The sequence below is a fragment of the Burkholderia anthina genome, assembly GCF_001547525.1.
GTDB lineage: Bacteria > Pseudomonadota > Gammaproteobacteria > Burkholderiales > Burkholderiaceae > Burkholderia > Burkholderia semiarida.
The window spans coordinates 652,820-668,595 of the sequence record NZ_LNJP01000003.1; the positions used below are offsets into that span (position 1 = coordinate 652,820).

The following is a 15,776-nucleotide window of genomic DNA, read 5'->3' on the forward strand; positions in this document are numbered from 1 at the left end:
GGTCTCAAAAAACGAATGCGTCGCCCAGCAGCGTGAGGGCGTGCCGGAACGGGCTGGCGGGTGGATCCGAAAGCGCCGACGTCGTCACCACGCGCGAGATCGAGGGCTTCGGCGGCATCGTTCGTGTCGTCGGGACGGCCGTGGTCGTTCGTGCCGACGCTCGAGCCGGTTCGAGACCGGCATTCCGGCCGGATACCTTCTCCGACGCCGCCCACCTCGCCTCGTCCGGCAACGGGCCGCTGCCCGGAAGCCCCGACGGCAGCGGCACGGCCGCATGCTTCGCGGCCTCGATCGCCGACGTCGGCAACGGCGGCGGACCGCTCGCCGAACCGCGCGCCCCTGCGTTCGCTGCCGCCGTCACGAACACGCGTGCCGGCAACGCGAAATGACGCAACTGGAGCACGTCGAGCGGGCCGGCGCCGGCTTCGCTGCGCAATTGCACCCTGAGCGGAACACCCTGGCTCGTATCCGGCGTCCAGGTCAGCAGATAGCGCGCATTGTCCTGTTGCTCGACCTTCGCGCGCTCCAGCAGCCGGATGAAACCGAAGCGTCCCTGCGAATCGAGCGCGGTGCGCAAGCCGCCCTGCTCCGTCTGCCATTCGATGTGCGACAGATTTTCAAGCGACTGCCCCGGCCATTCGAACGGCGTCCATTCCTGCTTCTGGTTGAAGTAATGCAGTTCGCGGCCGGACAACACGAATCGCATGTCGGTGACGCCCGGCGTCGGCTCCGCTCTCAGCTCGTAGCGCACCCGTGCATCGCCGGACGGGAACAGCACCGTCGCCGTGCGCGCGAGCTTGTTCAGCCCGTTCAGGAAATCCGGATCGATCGTCAATGCGCCGGAGTCCGCGCCCTGCAAGGCCACCCACCGATCGCCATGCCGTTCGACGACACCAGCCAGTTGCGACGTCACGAACTGCGCGATCACGCCGCTGTCCGGACGCATGAAGCGCGCCATCTCGGGCAGCGACGCGTCGTTGTCCGAATCCGCGAACGGATAGCGGCCACCGAATGTCCTGTTCCAGTCGGCAAGAATTGCGGTACGCCAGATTTCGTTCAGGCTTGCGGCGGCCGGCTGCACGATGACTTGCCAAGACTGATCGAACGGCGCACGGAACAATGCACCGAATCCGGACCATTGTTCGCCGAGGCTTGCAGCGACGCGGCTCGCGTAATCGCGACTGTCGGCGATATCGGACGTCTTGCCCTGCAGCACGGACTGCGCGGCCAGACGCGCAATCGCGTCCGGATCCGGACTGGAGACGATCTGAGCCGTTTTCAGGCGCATCGCGGTGATCCGCTCCAGGTAGCGCGCCAGACTCAGGTCGCCGGTTGCCGCGGGCGGGCTGACGCCCTTGCCGCCGGATGACGCCACCGAAACGAGATCGCTGCCGGTCAGACGCAAGATCGGTCCGAACGCGGCCGCGAGCGGCGCAAGTGGTGGCTTCGCCTGCTTCGACGGATCTTTCTCGTCGGCCCCGACCAGTTGCTGCGCCTTGCTGATCAGCGTGTCGGACAGCGACGGTGCGTTGGCGCCCGTTCCCGCCTGATAGACGACCGCATTCATCAGCGCGACGAGCGGCGAGCGCTGCGGGTCGCCCAGTAGCGTGAGTTGATCAGCCGTGGCTGATAGCGTAGGTGCGGGTTGCCAACGCAGACTGTTGAGGAATAGCCCCCATGCCCGCGCGTAATCGTCGAAATAGCGCTGACGCAGTTCGGCCTTCAATGTCGACGGAGATGCATTGGCAACCTTGGTGTCGGAGAGTACCCAGTCGCTCGCCACATCGCGTTGTTCGCCGGCTTCGTCGATTGCCTTCGAGATGCGCTCTTCCCATGCTGCACGCGTGAATACGCCGGGTACCGTGGCGGTCGTGCCGAACAGGCCCCGGCTCGTTGCACCACCGGCAGAGGATTGCGACGCCGCGTCGCCGAGCAATGTCGCGAGTGATAGCGGCGGGTATTTCGGTGTCGCTTCGTCGACGATCTGCTGGTAGATCGCATCTCCCGAGTTCTGAATGCCGCGCACGCCGACAATCGTCTGGCGGGTGGACGCGATCAGCGCGCCGTCCGGAACAATCACCGGCGCGGTGCGGTCCGCTCCGGCTCCGTGCCCGATGTGATTGGCAAGGAACGTGATCGCGTGCTGACGCATATCTTCCCATTTGCCGCGCGACAGTTGCGAACTGGCCGGGCGTTCGGGCGCGGACGTCGCGACGAGTTGCGGCGCCAGGAACGCGGCCACGGCCCGCTCGGGCTTGGCAAGCATCAGGTACGTCTTGAGCGTGTCGTAAGCGGCCTGCACCTGGGCTTCGCCGCCGCTCGCGATTTCCGCGTCGGACAGCGACGCGAGTTGATGCAGTCTTGCCTCGAGCTTCTGGCGGATCGGACCGATGAGGATACGGTTCGCGGCATCGGCGTAGTGCGGCCAAAGGGCGTCGAGCAACGCTTCGTCGCGATTCAGGCCGAAACGGGCAATCAACGGCGCGCCGGTGCGCTGACGGATTTCGAGCGTGTCGATCTGGCGATCGAGGTCGGTGAGCGTTTGCAGCGACTGTGCCGGGTCCAAGGCGCCAGTGAGCTTCGCAACCGTATCCGTTGTACTCGAGATCGTTGCGCGGTTGCCGAACCCGGACAGCATCGTGCCGACGAGCCAGCAGCCGATCAGCACGGTCGCGATCCACGCCGCCGTGGTCGATAGCGAAAAGCCGATGCGGCGGCCGTGTACGTTGCGGCTGTGGGCGGCGACGGTTTGCCAGATGGTGCGGTGGTGGGGATTGTCGAGCGTATCGTTGTCGTTCTCGATACTGGAATCCGGCGACATCACGTCACGCTCCTTGAACAGCGGCGCAAACATCAGACCGTGAACCGCATGCCTCCAGATACTGGATTCAGACGCTTGCCGCACCAAGTTCGACAGCGCCTCGTGCAGCCTCGAAACATGCTGGGACAATTCCGCGGGATAACGATCGCGGGCATCCGCGGCGAGGCGCGCGACACCCGCATCCGCGAGGTTGCCGGCGAGATTCCGCAGCGATACATCGATCGCTTCTCCGCTCATCGACGTATTGGCCCACGTCAAGCCGATGGCTTCGTCCGGATCCAGCCACTCGCTACCGAAATCCGTGACATTCAGAAGGTAAGCAGGCGCGGCCCAGCGTAGCTCGCGCGCATGGCGCGCTAGACGCGTAGCGAGTTCATCGGTGTCGAACGCAGTATTCGCGGCGCTACGGTTGCGGGTAATCGCTACGATCGCATCGATCGGACGGCGCCGCCGCAGTCGGCGGATTTGATCCAGCCATTCGGTGTCGAGTTGGTCACGGGTCTGGTTTGCATGCAACACGACCGTGTTACCGAGAACGATGTACCCGATGTCGGCCAGTTCGGGAGCGAGACGCCTGACGAGAGGCGTGTCTCCGGCGACAAGCAGCCAGCGGTCACGATAACCCCAACGCCAGCCGTAGCGGTTACGTAGAACCTCGCGAAGCGCAGCAGCGCGATTGATCTGTCCTGGTGACAGGTTCGGATCGTTGCGCTCGCCGGATTCGGCGCGCTTTTCGGCATCGAAACGAGCGAACCATCTGGACGCCCTCAACACCGCAATCTTCAGCAATACCCACTCGAAGAACTTGACCGCCAGGATCGCCAGCAGCAACGCACATGCCAACGCAAGCTGGCCGATGATCAGGATTTCGCGCGACCACCCGCGACGAGGCCCCTCCACCCACACTGCGATACTGAGTGCCAGGAACACGATGACGGCCGCGACGCCAATGAAGAAACCGGCCGATCGTGTTTTGTTCTCGCTTTTGTCGTTCATGTCCGTTTTCTGCATACGAGTGCGAAAAGTTCCTCATCTTCGCCACAAAGCACCAATTGCGGATCGCCCGTCGTCCGGGCCGCTTCTGCAGCGAGGGCCACGGCCAACCAGGGCCCTGCGCCCGAACAGTCGCCCACTGCTGTCTCGAGCGCGATCCAGCATGCGTCGTCCGGCAACGGCGCCGCTTGGCGAACGCTACCGATACCGTCGCCAACCAGGCCATGCGTCCATACCGTACGCAGACGGTCGGACGGAGCTTGTCCCCACCTTGCAGCAAGCTCGAGTGTTGCGGCAGGAGAATCGAGCGAGCCTTTGGCAGGCCGATGTAGAAGAAGTCCGGCGGACATCGGCGACGACTCGGGGCGCGAACGCCTGATCAGTAGCGCGACGCCCGCCTCCGCAACGCCGTCGGACAGTACCGAGCTGATTGCATTGCGAAGCTCGACGGCGACCAGAAGGTAGGCGCTCCCGGCGTCTCGGTCGTCGTGCCAGGCATCCGCTCTGAAGACCGTGAGCGCGGGTTCGCTGGATCCCATCTCCACGTTCAATGCAGGGGCTTGTTCAGCGAGTAGATTCAATATCTGAGTCTCGACGACCTCGTGCTCCAGCCACGATTGGTGACTCAGTTCGACGTAGAGTCTCGTTCCCCGTGGCAGCGCGCGGAGCTGCGGCAGCAGGCCGTCTATCAGGCGCTCGAGCAGCCATGTACAAACCGAACGATGGCGAACATATTCCGAGATTTCGTTACCCGGATAGAAACGAATATCGGGAAGGTTGAGCCAGCGTGCATTGACTTCTCTATCCGCCACTGCATCGCTTGGTCGCGATTTCGTTCCTTCGACTCCCGTCAGTATCTGTTGGAGTGAGTTTTCGGAATCGTCGGTGGAGACGCACCAGGCATGGCCTGCGATCGTCAAAGGTCTGGCTGCCATTGCATGGCACGCCTGCTCTGCGTCATCGCTCACGCGATTGGTCGCAATCGCCTGATTGCGACAGGCATAGCCGTATCCGAGCCACGCGAACAGCAGGAATGCCCATGCCAGAAATGGGTAACCCGCGACGCAAAACCAGAACCATGGCGTGTTCGCAGAGCGGTCCGTCGGCCAGAGCGCGATCGTCAGTCCGGCTCCTGCTCCCATTACGAGTACCAGCAAAATCGTCCAGACGAGCGCCGAGACCCGGGGCGCAGCCGGCACCTTCACGCGCGGCGGCACACGATTGAAGTCGATGGGCATCGTTTACCGGACCCGCGCCCCGCTGGACGAAGCGATCAGAACGGCTCCGCACCGTGTGTGATCACCGTCGCGCGATAGCTGTGTCGTACCGTCCTTCATCCTGCTGCTGCCTTCGACGATTTCATTGTCGCCGTGGATCGGGCATGAGACTTTGTCGCCAATGCGGGCTGCGCGGCGTCCTTTCACCTTGATGCGATCGGAGCCAGTCAGGACTCGGCCGCCGTGGGTCGTTGCGTCACCTTCGTATGCGAGATTTTTCATTTAAGCTTTTCCTCGTGAATATTCAACAACCATCGACCCAACCGGCTTCGGACATGTCCACACGTTTCCGTGGCACGAAGATCATCCTTAAACACCACAATGCCATTTTTACGGCTTGAAATCGACATAAACATAGAGATTCTTTTGAGTGGAACACACCCATGATCTAGAACATCAGCCCATCCTGCCGACCCACGAGAGGCGGCGGCGATCAAGCGGTTTAAAAAATTTGAGATCTGACAGAATTATCAAACTCCCCAACCACAAATGGCGCGACCATTTAATTATCCACATCATCAACAACCGGAACGGTCATTATTCCGCAGAATGCCCGCCGACTCAGCAACGGATAATCTCCTTGCTCACACGCCTAATTCGAAACAAGATGGCCATTTTTTTGACGTACACCCCACTCGGAGAACCCTGATATATCACGTAATCATATGTTCCAACCCTGAATTTCACTTGCACAAAATTCAAGCTTCCGATGGAAATATCGCTCATACCGAAATACCTTCCCGGAGGGTACGGTTTATTCGGAAACTGTAGATCGATATGGTCTGGCCTACCATACCTGTACTGAACATATCCATTGTCTGGAGAAACGTTACCCGATGCACACAATGAGACCATCTTTTCACCCAATGAGCAGCTGAAATAAATTTCCTCGTGCGGCTGACACAACGTAACTTCATCTGCATATGCGCAGCCTCCAACACCAAATGCAAAAATCGCCCCAAATCGACCAACCAAAGTACTGCGCGAGCCACAAATCAATCGACCTCCTTCTTCCATTAGTTTCAGCCCCCAGACAGTTAGCGCTTACTAATACACATCAACCTCAGAAGGCAATACCCATTTCACCCCAACCGACACATTATCCGAGAAGTTTTTGTACTTCGATGATCGACATTCTTGATCCATAATCACCCTTCCATTTCTCGAAACGTACACCCCTCCCGGCCAAACGGAAGATACAACATACACGTAAGCTCCATTTGTTATTTTTAAATGAAGACCACGGATACTACCCTCCGACACATCGGATATTGAAAACAAATTACCCGAACCAATATTCCCCTCCGAAATCTCCAAGAAACCACCATTTCTTCCATATCGATATTTTATATATCCCCTCCCGGGCCCATAGTTATTCTTCGCGCAAATTGAAATCACTTTCTCATTTGCGAGCGGACAACTAAAATAAATATCCTCATCTACTCGGCACAGAGTTTCTTCGTCCCTCACCGCACCGACTCCAGCGCCGGCCACACTAATTTTCGCCACGCACAAGAGAATTACAAAAGCAAATTTCCTACTTGTCATATCAACCCCTGCCAGCCGCGAATAGACATGAAATTATTTCTCCGATCAACAATATCCGACATATTTTCATCAGAAATTGGCCGGTGAGGGCAGCGACCCAAAAGTCCGAAATTTACAATTCTGTTATGCCACCTACATCTACGCTCGCATCATCACGATCAGAAATCTTATACAATTTACTATGGCCCCAGTATCTAGCAGCTGACTAGTTGCACGTTTTTTCGTAGCACGAATTCAATTATCTATATTAATATGATCGAATACTCTTCCCGATTGCTCCTTGTACTCACTATCACAATACGCGTCGGCCAAATTGAGCTTCGCAACCGCCCGATCCGGAAAGTCTGAAATGATCCTTTCGGGAAGAGGAATAGCGTCATACACCCTTCCATTTTTCGAAATATAGAATTTAAGGCCATTGATGCCGCTAGCATTTCGAGAATCCAAATAGTCGACAAACTCATAAATACTATAATTCTTAAAACAAACACGAAAGCCACGAACCGCAACATCTCGCGACATCTAAGATCGATTTAAAACAATCGAAACATAGATTCCCCACCTCTACTTCCCATGCTGATCAAGCTTATCGGTGTTATCCACGACCCCATATTCCACACCACTTCGAACAGCTTTATCGAACGGGATATATGCATTGCCTTCGCAAATCTGATCGAATACCAGCTTCCCATTTTTAGAAACATAAATTTCCCCAGGCACGAGCGCATTTGAGACTACGTAGGTGTAGGGCCCGCTCGTAAACTTTAGATGACTACCTAAGCCTTCAGAGAGCCTTGAGACATCAATGATCGAAATTTTTCCGCGCGGGTGTAAGAGTTCGCCAGGGTGCTTGTATTCAATATTACTCTGCGTCCCAAAGCGATATTGCACATATCCATGATCGGGTGACGAGTTGTTAGACGCGCAAACTGATGCAATTTTTTTGAGCCTTGTAATTCGCAACTAAAATAGCCTACTTCACCATGGCGGCAGAGACTCCACGCATATATATAATCAGCCCCCCTAGCACAGACAATGTCGCTGAAAATGGTTGCAGCCGTCAAGGCAACCACCTTTGCAATCATTCTCATACAAGACCACCCCATACATGAATTTCGAAGAAGTGTGCTCTTCTACCACCAATACTTTCCGCTTTCACCTTATCGATCTTCGCTTTAAATAACCCTAGGCTGATCACCTTGATTATGGAGTCAAAGACATCGCCCCGATCTGCAAGACTATAGAGACCGTCGATAACCCAGAAGAAGCACGCTGACCAGACTGCATATTTATCGTGCTCAACGGTGAATCGGGTTGAAGCATCGGACGCACCATTGTCTTTACGCAAAACGAAAATGCGAACGACAGTTGCTTCGGAGCAAGCTTGGCAGGCGTCGACATGGGCAGCGGCACTCGCTTCGGCGCTTTTCTCGATTTGCGCTTGGTTGCCATAGTCAGGTCACTCCGAAAACCGACTCTCTATGCTTCTTACTTCATCCTCTTCATCATTAATCGATGTGGTATCAAGATAGCGTCTTTAGGGGCATAAAACTCCCCTCCTCTCGGGTTTCTGGTGACATGCCAAATTAGATAACCGTCGACTACTCTCAGAATAGCGCCTCCGTCCTTTGCCCCGAAAAATGAATGGAAATTTACGAATGACGACTTCCCAGAATCGTCAACAATTCCATGGATATTATTATTTTCCTCGTTATCGCAATCTATCTTATTACCGTTTTGCGCCACAGCACAATACTGCCCGTAAATCTTACCGTCCTTTTCTTTTAAATCAATTGAAAACGTCATTGTTCCAGATGAACTACTCCAGCCCCACTCGCCGACAAACGAGTCTACGGAAGACGCGTGTCCACCGGCCGAAATCACAGCGAAGACACACCCAAAAATCCGTTTCATCATTTTATTCACGAAATTTGTCATTCGTAACCTAGGCACCGATCAACTCTCCTTATCCACCCTTCCAAAAATTTGTATTTTTTATTGGGCTTCCCTTTTTTATCATATGCCAGCGACGTATAATACTGCTTTCTGAGCGATCCAATTCTCTGCACAAGCTCATCTTGATTTGCAATGGAATTTATTTTATTAATAAAATCCTTTGACATTACGTTGTTTTGTGCAATTTCCACAGAATATTCCACAGCAAGAAGTTCCTGTATTTTCCTAACAGCCTGCCCAGATGTTATTGTCCAGTCGTATATATTAAGAGCAGTCTTTTCATTGAAGATCCCACAAAAACCTCGAGGCTCCCAATACCGCTTCAGGTATATCGCTTTGGCCTGATCATCGGTCAGCGCTTTCAAATTTTCCAACGTCGGCTCAACACCGACGTCTTTTTCGGCATACGCTTCCCAAGTAGCCCACGCGATACCTTTGTTGGTAGCCCCTCCAGGATCATTTGGATCATCCACGAACCCTCCCTCATTGAAAAGAATTATCTTTGATACTTTTTCAAATCGGGCCTTACAATCACACTCGAGCGCGAAGTTTGCTACTAATCCAATTGAATTAATGTGGTAAACATCCCACCTTGGAAAGTTCGAAACACCAGCCCCCACCTCATCCCACCACGCCAACTTCTCGATCCGCTTCCGCTCTTCCTCATGCTGCGGCTTAGGCCCCGTCTGCTTCTCCAACCCGGCGATCAACGGCTTCCACTTCGACGGATTCGCCCACTCGCTCTCGTGCTTGACGATCAGTCGCGACGCCGCTTGCATCAACCACGGATATCCGTCCCGTTCGCCTGTCGACAACGTGCAAAGCTCGTCAGCCGCGCGGCTACCATCACCCCTCTTGTACAGTGCGTCGTATACCTTGAGCATCAACGGACTGAGCTTCGAACACGATGCGAGATCAGGCGCATTCGCACCGCTCGCGTAATCAATCCATGATTGCGTCGTCGCAAAAATCGTATGTGCCGGATCGTGGGTATCTGCCAAACACTCGAAGTCGATCCACTTCTGTGCGAACTCACGGGTCACTCGCCCGCCAGCAAAGTTGAAATCACACACCCAGCCTTCAATCGCGTGCCCGTGGGCGTTCACGCCGTCGACATGCCACCAGCTCACCGGATAACCTGGATCGGGATTCGGTCCGGGCACCGGAACACGCCGTCTCGAATCACGCGCCAGCTCGGCGAGCGAGTACACCTGCACACGGTCTGTTTTTCGCGATTGCGGGTCTGCGCCCTGTACAAATTCATTGTCCAGCGTACGCTGATACAGCACCGTACCCGGCTCAATTCGCAGAATGGTCGGTTCCGACGGAAGCCCGAGCTCGGCCCAGTCCTCCTTGCGCGAACCATGTTGGCTAACCCATGCACGCCCTTGCTCAAGGAACGACTGGATGCTGTCATCACAGAAAACCTCGATGTGCGCCATTCGAACGCCCGAGCTACGTTGATTCAACGAGTCGTATCGCCCCAGGTGTCCGATCAGATCCCCCGCCTTGATTGGAATGCCGGGTGTGTCGCCAGGCTTGGCTTGATCCGTTACCACGACAACCCGATCGAACATCGCGTCCTCAACAGCCTCCTCGGCAACCGGCCCGCCATTTTCCTGGCCGAGAAAAACCCATCCACCGATCGCACTCGACGGCTCGACATAACCGCCCGCGTGTTGCGGATACAGCGATGCCCCGTGTAGATCCGTCAGTTGCCCCCACACCTTCCCGTGCTTCGTCTCAATCTTCCCGATGCCGACGCTGGTCCCCTGAGGCACGATGCCAATAGGCGCACCGTTCGGAGCCTTGCGGACTCGCAACCCCTGCTGCGCCGGATCGGGAGCCTGTCCGTTTTTTCCCGACACCGGTTTATCCTGCGCATACTGCGTCACCCGCCATTGCCGCGGCCAATACGACGGCTTCTCCCGTTTCGGGAAATTTGCGTAGTCCTCCCAGGACATCAGGTGCATATACAAGCTGTAGAACGTCAGCTTGGTATCCCGCGGGAACTCCATCGTATGCCGCACCAGCGCGAAGCCCGTGCTATACGGCGCTTCATACGGCGCCCCACTATCGGCAGCCGCCATTTCGCTGACTGGATAGGTCTTGTTGGCGCGAAACGCAATCAGCATACCGTCGGCGATACAGCGCAATCCCCCGTCGAGGTCCAGCGACTGGCCCGCACCGGCCTCCGTGATATGGATGCCGCCGTGCCACATGCCGTTGCTGCTCGACAGATAGGTGCCGGACGGTTCACGCTCGGCCAGCAGCCGATAGATATCGTGCTCATCGGTGAATCGGGTTGAAGCATCGGACGCGCCATTGCCTTTACGCAAGAACGGAAATGCGAACGACAGTTTCTTCAGAGCAGGCTTGGCAGGCGTCCGCGTTGACTTGGGCGGCGTCGCTCGCTTCGGCGCATTTTTCGATGTGCGTTTGGTCGCCATGGTCGGGCTTACTCCGAAAAACCGAAATTCAGTGTGTTCTTCACGTCCTTTGGCGGCGCCGAGGACCACATCGGAAACTTGAAACTCCCGCCGTCGGCGTCATTGACGGTCAGGTCGCCTTTCAGCTCGATTTCCCCCGCAGGACTCCCGAGCACGATCTTTCCGCCTGACAGCTTGATATAGGCACCCGAGCCATCACCGATCGTGACGCCTTTACGACCGGTTATCGTGATTCCGCCATCCGAAGAACACACGTGCACGTCCTGCATCGCCATCAATTCCATGCCGTCGCCTTGCGCCTGAATCTGCACCTTGCCCTTTGCCGCGAAGAGTCGAATTCCCAGCCTCGCCGCGAAGAACGAAATCGCTTCACCGGCCGCCGCGGTGATACGCTTCATGACGCCGATGTCCAATCCTTCGCCGGCCGTAATGAACATCTGCTTGCGTGCAGCAACCTGAACGTGCTGCCCGCTCGCGATGCCGACACCCTCCGGCGCGCTTGCGACAATGACGGGCTTCTGGAGGCGGCTCAACTTCTGCTCGATCAGTACGCGTTGCTGATTGGCCGCAGCCTGTAGTGCCTTTGCGGCGTTCGCGGCATCATTGAGAGAGCGCAGAATTTCTTCAGCCTGTGCGAACGTTGCATCCGCGTTTTGCATCGCGAGCTGCTCGCCGGCCGCCCCAGGTTGCGCTTCGGCCGATACGAGCACGCCGTCTGCCGCCCGGATCGACGCATGACCATCGGTAGCGAGTTCAGCCCCCGTTCCGCGCGCGTTGCGATCGATGTCGACCATGAAGCCGAGATTCAGCTGGCTTGCCCGGAACGGCGTGATTAGATGGACATGCTCGTTGCCCTCCCTATCCTCCATCCGCAACTCATTGCGCGCCGCCGTCCGAATAAGATTCCGCGTATGGTTCAGGTTGTTGACCAGATCCGGATGCACGCTGTCATGCATCGCCCCGATGATCACCGGCCGGTTCGGATCGCCGTCCGTATGGACGATCGCCACTTCCGCCCCGTCGATCAACGGAAAGTGATGCCCATAATCGCCACCGCTATACGGCTTCGCCAACCGCACCGGCCGGCTCGTCCCACCCGGGCTCCATTCATCGAGATCGAACGGCAGCTTGATCACGTACCAGCCCTGCTCGGTCAGGTACGCATACTTGTAGTTGCCTGGCGACGTAATCCGCGCCGGCAGAATCCCGTCGACCACCGGCCGCGAAATCGAGGCCATCGACGTGCGCCACACGCGATCCGACGGAATCCCCTCGAACGCCACCCAGTACGATTCGTTCCGCCCGCCGTGCGACTCGACCGACGTCACGAAAACCCCATGTTTCGCATCGGCCGGCTTCGGCTCGACGCGCATGACCTCGCCGGCTTCGAGCCAGAACGGATTGCCCGTTCCCTTGAACGTGATCTGCCCGGCCAGATAGGCCTCGTGCCGCAACCGCGCCACCCGCTTGCCCTCTTCGGGCGTCTCGTAATGCTCGCCCCAGCGATAATCGACGGCGTTCGTCGTCTTGTCGTCGCGCGCCGTGTTTTCCTCGACCAGCAGCGACACCCCGGCCTGTCGATGGTTGTAGTCATGCAGCCGCACGGCCTCCGGCACGCGCTTCATCTCGCGCCCGAGCGTCTTGATCGCATCCGCACCGACGCTCTCCAGCCCCGAATCACGCCGATACGGCACCGTGCGCTGCTTGCGCGCATACGCATCGAGATCGTCGCCGAACACCACCACCGCGCGATCCTTCTTCTGCTCCCAGCGAAACCAGATCCCCTCTTCCGCACACATGCGCCGGATGAACGCGAACGTAGTCTCGTGATACTGCGTCACGTATTCACGGCGCTTGTACTGCCCGCGCAACTGGAACTGAAAATCCACCCCCGCGCGATAACCGTAGTGCCGAAGCGTGTCGGTCACGATCTCCTCGACCGACTGCTTCTGAAACAAGCGGCTGGTCACGCCGCGATCGAGATCCGCGAGCGCCGGTTCCAGCACGACGCGGTAGCGCGTTTCGTCCGCCGAAGTCTCAAGCTCGTCGAATTGCGTGATCACACCATGAACCGTATACGCCGCCGGCTTCGTACTGAACCGAGCCGCGTTCTCTCCGAACATCTTTCGCAGGTAATCCATGCCCGGGTCGATCGGATCGGCAACGAACTTCGCCGGCCGGCCCAGCACTTGGTCCATTGGAATCCCGGCCACGGGGCTTGTGAATTCGATCTCGTACCGATAAAGCTGGCTCACGCGGTCCAGCCCCGTGAACTTCAGGATCGAGAACGGCGCCGGATGCGGCGCCAGCTTCAATTCATAAGCCTGCGTAGGCAAAATCATCGACATCGACTCTCTCGGTTGCGCAAACAGGCGGTGCCGCCGGGGCAACCATCGTCACCCCGGCGGTTCGCCATCACACGTCGGATCAGTTCTTCGCCTTCGGCATCTGCGACACGAGCGACAGCCCGATGTCCATGCCTTCGACCTGGAAGTGCGGGACGATGAACAGCTTGATCCGGAAGAAGCCCGGGTTGTCCTCGATATCCTCGACCGTGACCTTCGCCTCGCGCAGCGGATGCGACGCCTGCAACTCGTCGCCCGGATCCTTCATCTCGGTGACGAGCCCCTTGATCCAGTTGTTCAGTTCGAGTTCAAGCAGCCGGCGATCCTTTGTCGTGCCGATGTTTTCGCGCTGGATCAGCTTCAGGTAGTGCGCGATGCGAGACAACAGGAAGATGTACGGCAGCCGTGCGTTGATGCGGCTGTTCGCGGTCGCTTCCTTGGTTTCGTACAGCGCCGGCTTCTGCGCCGAGTTTGCGGAGAAGAAGCACGCGAAGTCGTGGTTCTTGTAGAACGACAGCGGGATGAAGCCGAGATTCGCGAATTCGAATTCGCGCGTCTCCGGGATCAGCACTTCCGTCGGGATCTTCGGCTGGTAGCCGGTGCCGAGGTCGTACAGGTGAACCGGCAGATCCTCGACCTTGCCGCCCGCCTGCGGCCCGCGGATCTGCACGCACCATCCATTGCTCACGAAGCTGCGCACCATGTTCGCCGCGAACGCGAACGACGCGTTCATCCACAGGTACTTGTCGTGATCGGGGCCCTTGACGGCCTCCTCATAGTTGAACGCCCGCACCGGCGCCGTGTCCTTGCCGTACGGCAAGCGGCCGAGTACGCGCGGCATCGTCAGGCCGACGTAACGCGCATCGTCGGTATCGCGGAAGCTCTTCCACTTGATGTATTCGGCGCGATCGAAGTAGTTGCCGATGTCCTGGATCGCCGCCACTTCCTCCATCGACCGCTTGCCGAAGAACGCCGGCCCGACCGAGCCGATGAACGGCATGTGCGCGGCAGCCGCGACCTTCGAAATATTGCGTAGCAGCGCAACGTCCATTGGCGAATTCGCGAACTCGAAGTCGCTGATCATCGCGCTGATCGGCTGGCCGCCCGGCGTGTCGTATTCCTCGATGTAGGTGAGGCGATACAGCCCGCTCTGGATCAGTTCCGGCGTGTCCTCGAAGTCGCGCTGCAGCGCGTCCTTCGATACGTCGAGCACCTCGATGCGCGCGTTCTTGCGGAAATCGGTGCGGCTCACGAGCATCTTCAGGCCCCGCCAGCGTGCTTCGAGCGCCTGGAATTCCGGCGTGTGCATCACGGCGTCGAGCTGGCGGCTGATTTGCCGGTCGATCTGGCCAATGTGGAAGTCGAGCAGCGATTTGTCGAGCCGGTCCACCGGCTGGCTCGCGTTCGCGACGAGTTCGAGGAACGCGCTCATCCCGCGCGCGATGCGCTCGTCGGCCGATGCCTCGGACAGCATGTCGTTGTCGCGGAACGCCTCAAGCGGGCGCGCCTCGCTAACGGGCTTCAGGTTGATCTTGCTGCACAGCGACGCATAGACGCTGTCGATATCCCCATGCGGGGCGTCCAGCACGACGGTCTCGGTCGCGCCGGCCTGCTGCGTTTCAGTGGGTTTCATCTCGGATCCTGTCTGCGATCGAATGGCTACGAAGTTGCGGAATGCGCTGAACGCGCGTTTTGCCCGGCGTCGCTCACGCATGCCCTTCAGGCTGCGTCGCGGCGGTCGCGATCTGCGCGAGCTCGCCGCGCAGCTTCGCGGACAGGCGGTCGTCCTTCAGCACCTTCTCGAACTCGCGACGGAACGTCCCGTTGTCGAGCAAATTCGATTTCAGGTCGCGCAGCAGGTTGCGCATCGCGAGGAGCGCCTGAAGCTCGGGAATCTGGCGCGCCACCTGCTCGGGCTCGAAATCCTTGATCGACCGGAACGACAGGTTGACGGGCAGCTCGGAACCGTCGCCGGCCAGCGTGTTGTTCGCGGCAATCTTGAGATCCGGCGCGTAGTCGGCCAGCACGGCATCGAAATTGTTCTTGTCGATGTTCACCTTCTTGCGCTCGGCAAGCGGCGCCTGCTCGCGGCCGGCGCTGAAGTCGCCCGCCACCAACAGCTTCAGGGGCAGCTCGACCTTCTTCTGCGCCCCGCCCGTATGCAAGTCGAGAGTGATCGACACCCGGCTCTTCGGGATCTCTCGCTGAAAGCTATCCAATTCGTTCTCCTTATCTCAGAAAGCTTGAAGATTCCGCGATATGCACCCCGGACCACGAGTGCACCGTCGTTCACGTCACTTTTTTTGAAAATCGCAACCCGTATTGACGCACGACCGAATCGGATATTCGCGGCATGACATGCCGATTCAGACGGCAGAAAATATCA

At 57.9% G+C, this 15,776-nt stretch carries 8 protein-coding genes; all 8 read right to left on the reverse strand.

Features of this window, described 5'->3' with window-relative positions:
• Positions 1-4: 4 nt before the first annotated feature.
• Positions 5-3,817 carry an ImcF-related family protein gene (locus WS64_RS23240; RefSeq protein WP_060968563.1) on the reverse strand — a complete coding sequence of 1,271 codons (3,813 nt, stop codon included), beginning with the start codon at positions 3,815-3,817 and terminating at the stop codon, positions 5-7.
• Positions 3,814-5,052, reverse strand: a complete 1,239-nt coding sequence (locus tag WS64_RS33370) for a hypothetical protein (protein WP_081103900.1) — start codon at positions 5,050-5,052, stop codon at positions 3,814-3,816. Before WS64_RS33370 ends, WS64_RS23240 begins: the two co-directional genes overlap by 4 nt.
• Positions 5,053-5,055: 3 nt before the next feature.
• Positions 5,056-5,313, reverse strand: a complete 258-nt coding sequence (locus WS64_RS33375; protein WP_081059113.1) for a PAAR domain-containing protein — start codon at positions 5,311-5,313, stop codon at positions 5,056-5,058.
• Positions 5,314-8,127: 2,814 nt separating this feature from the next.
• Positions 8,128-8,565: a hypothetical protein gene (locus tag WS64_RS34505; RefSeq protein WP_155720466.1), complete on the reverse strand. Its 438-nt coding sequence runs from the start codon at positions 8,563-8,565 to the stop codon at positions 8,128-8,130.
• Positions 8,566-8,573: 8 nt separating this feature from the next.
• A complete protein-coding gene (locus WS64_RS23250; RefSeq protein ID WP_081103901.1) occupies positions 8,574-11,045 on the reverse strand; it encodes a glycoside hydrolase family 108 protein in 2,472 nt (823 codons plus the stop codon).
• A gap of 8 nt (positions 11,046-11,053) precedes the next feature.
• Positions 11,054-13,393 carry a type VI secretion system Vgr family protein gene (locus tag WS64_RS23255; protein WP_060967814.1) on the reverse strand — a complete coding sequence of 780 codons (2,340 nt, stop codon included), beginning with the start codon at positions 13,391-13,393 and terminating at the stop codon, positions 11,054-11,056.
• A 79-nt stretch (positions 13,394-13,472) separates the two neighbouring features.
• Entirely contained in the window at positions 13,473-15,023 is a 1,551-nt protein-coding gene (tssC, locus tag WS64_RS23260; RefSeq protein WP_060967815.1) for a type VI secretion system contractile sheath large subunit, read from the reverse strand.
• 73 nt (positions 15,024-15,096) lie between these two features.
• Positions 15,097-15,609, reverse strand: a complete 513-nt coding sequence (gene tssB / locus WS64_RS23265) for a type VI secretion system contractile sheath small subunit (protein WP_059575337.1) — start codon at positions 15,607-15,609, stop codon at positions 15,097-15,099.
• Positions 15,610-15,776 lie beyond the last annotated feature (167 nt).

What these genes read in the sequence shown, in the direction of transcription:
- WS64_RS33370 (WP_081103900.1), bottom strand. Translation starts at nt 5,052, where the DNA reads ATGCCCATCGACTTCAATCGTGTGCCGCCGCGCGTGAAGGTGCCGGCT.
- tssC (WP_060967815.1), bottom strand. Translation starts at nt 15,023, where the DNA reads ATGAAACCCACTGAAACGCAGCAGGCCGGCGCGACCGAGACCGTCGTG.
- WS64_RS23255 (WP_060967814.1), bottom strand. Translation starts at nt 13,393, where the DNA reads ATGTCGATGATTTTGCCTACGCAGGCTTATGAATTGAAGCTGGCGCCG.
- WS64_RS23250 (WP_081103901.1), bottom strand. Translation starts at nt 11,045, where the DNA reads ATGGCGACCAAACGCACATCGAAAAATGCGCCGAAGCGAGCGACGCCG.
- WS64_RS23240 (WP_060968563.1), bottom strand. Translation starts at nt 3,817, where the DNA reads ATGAACGACAAAAGCGAGAACAAAACACGATCGGCCGGTTTCTTCATT.
- WS64_RS33375 (WP_081059113.1), bottom strand. Translation starts at nt 5,313, where the DNA reads ATGAAAAATCTCGCATACGAAGGTGACGCAACGACCCACGGCGGCCGA.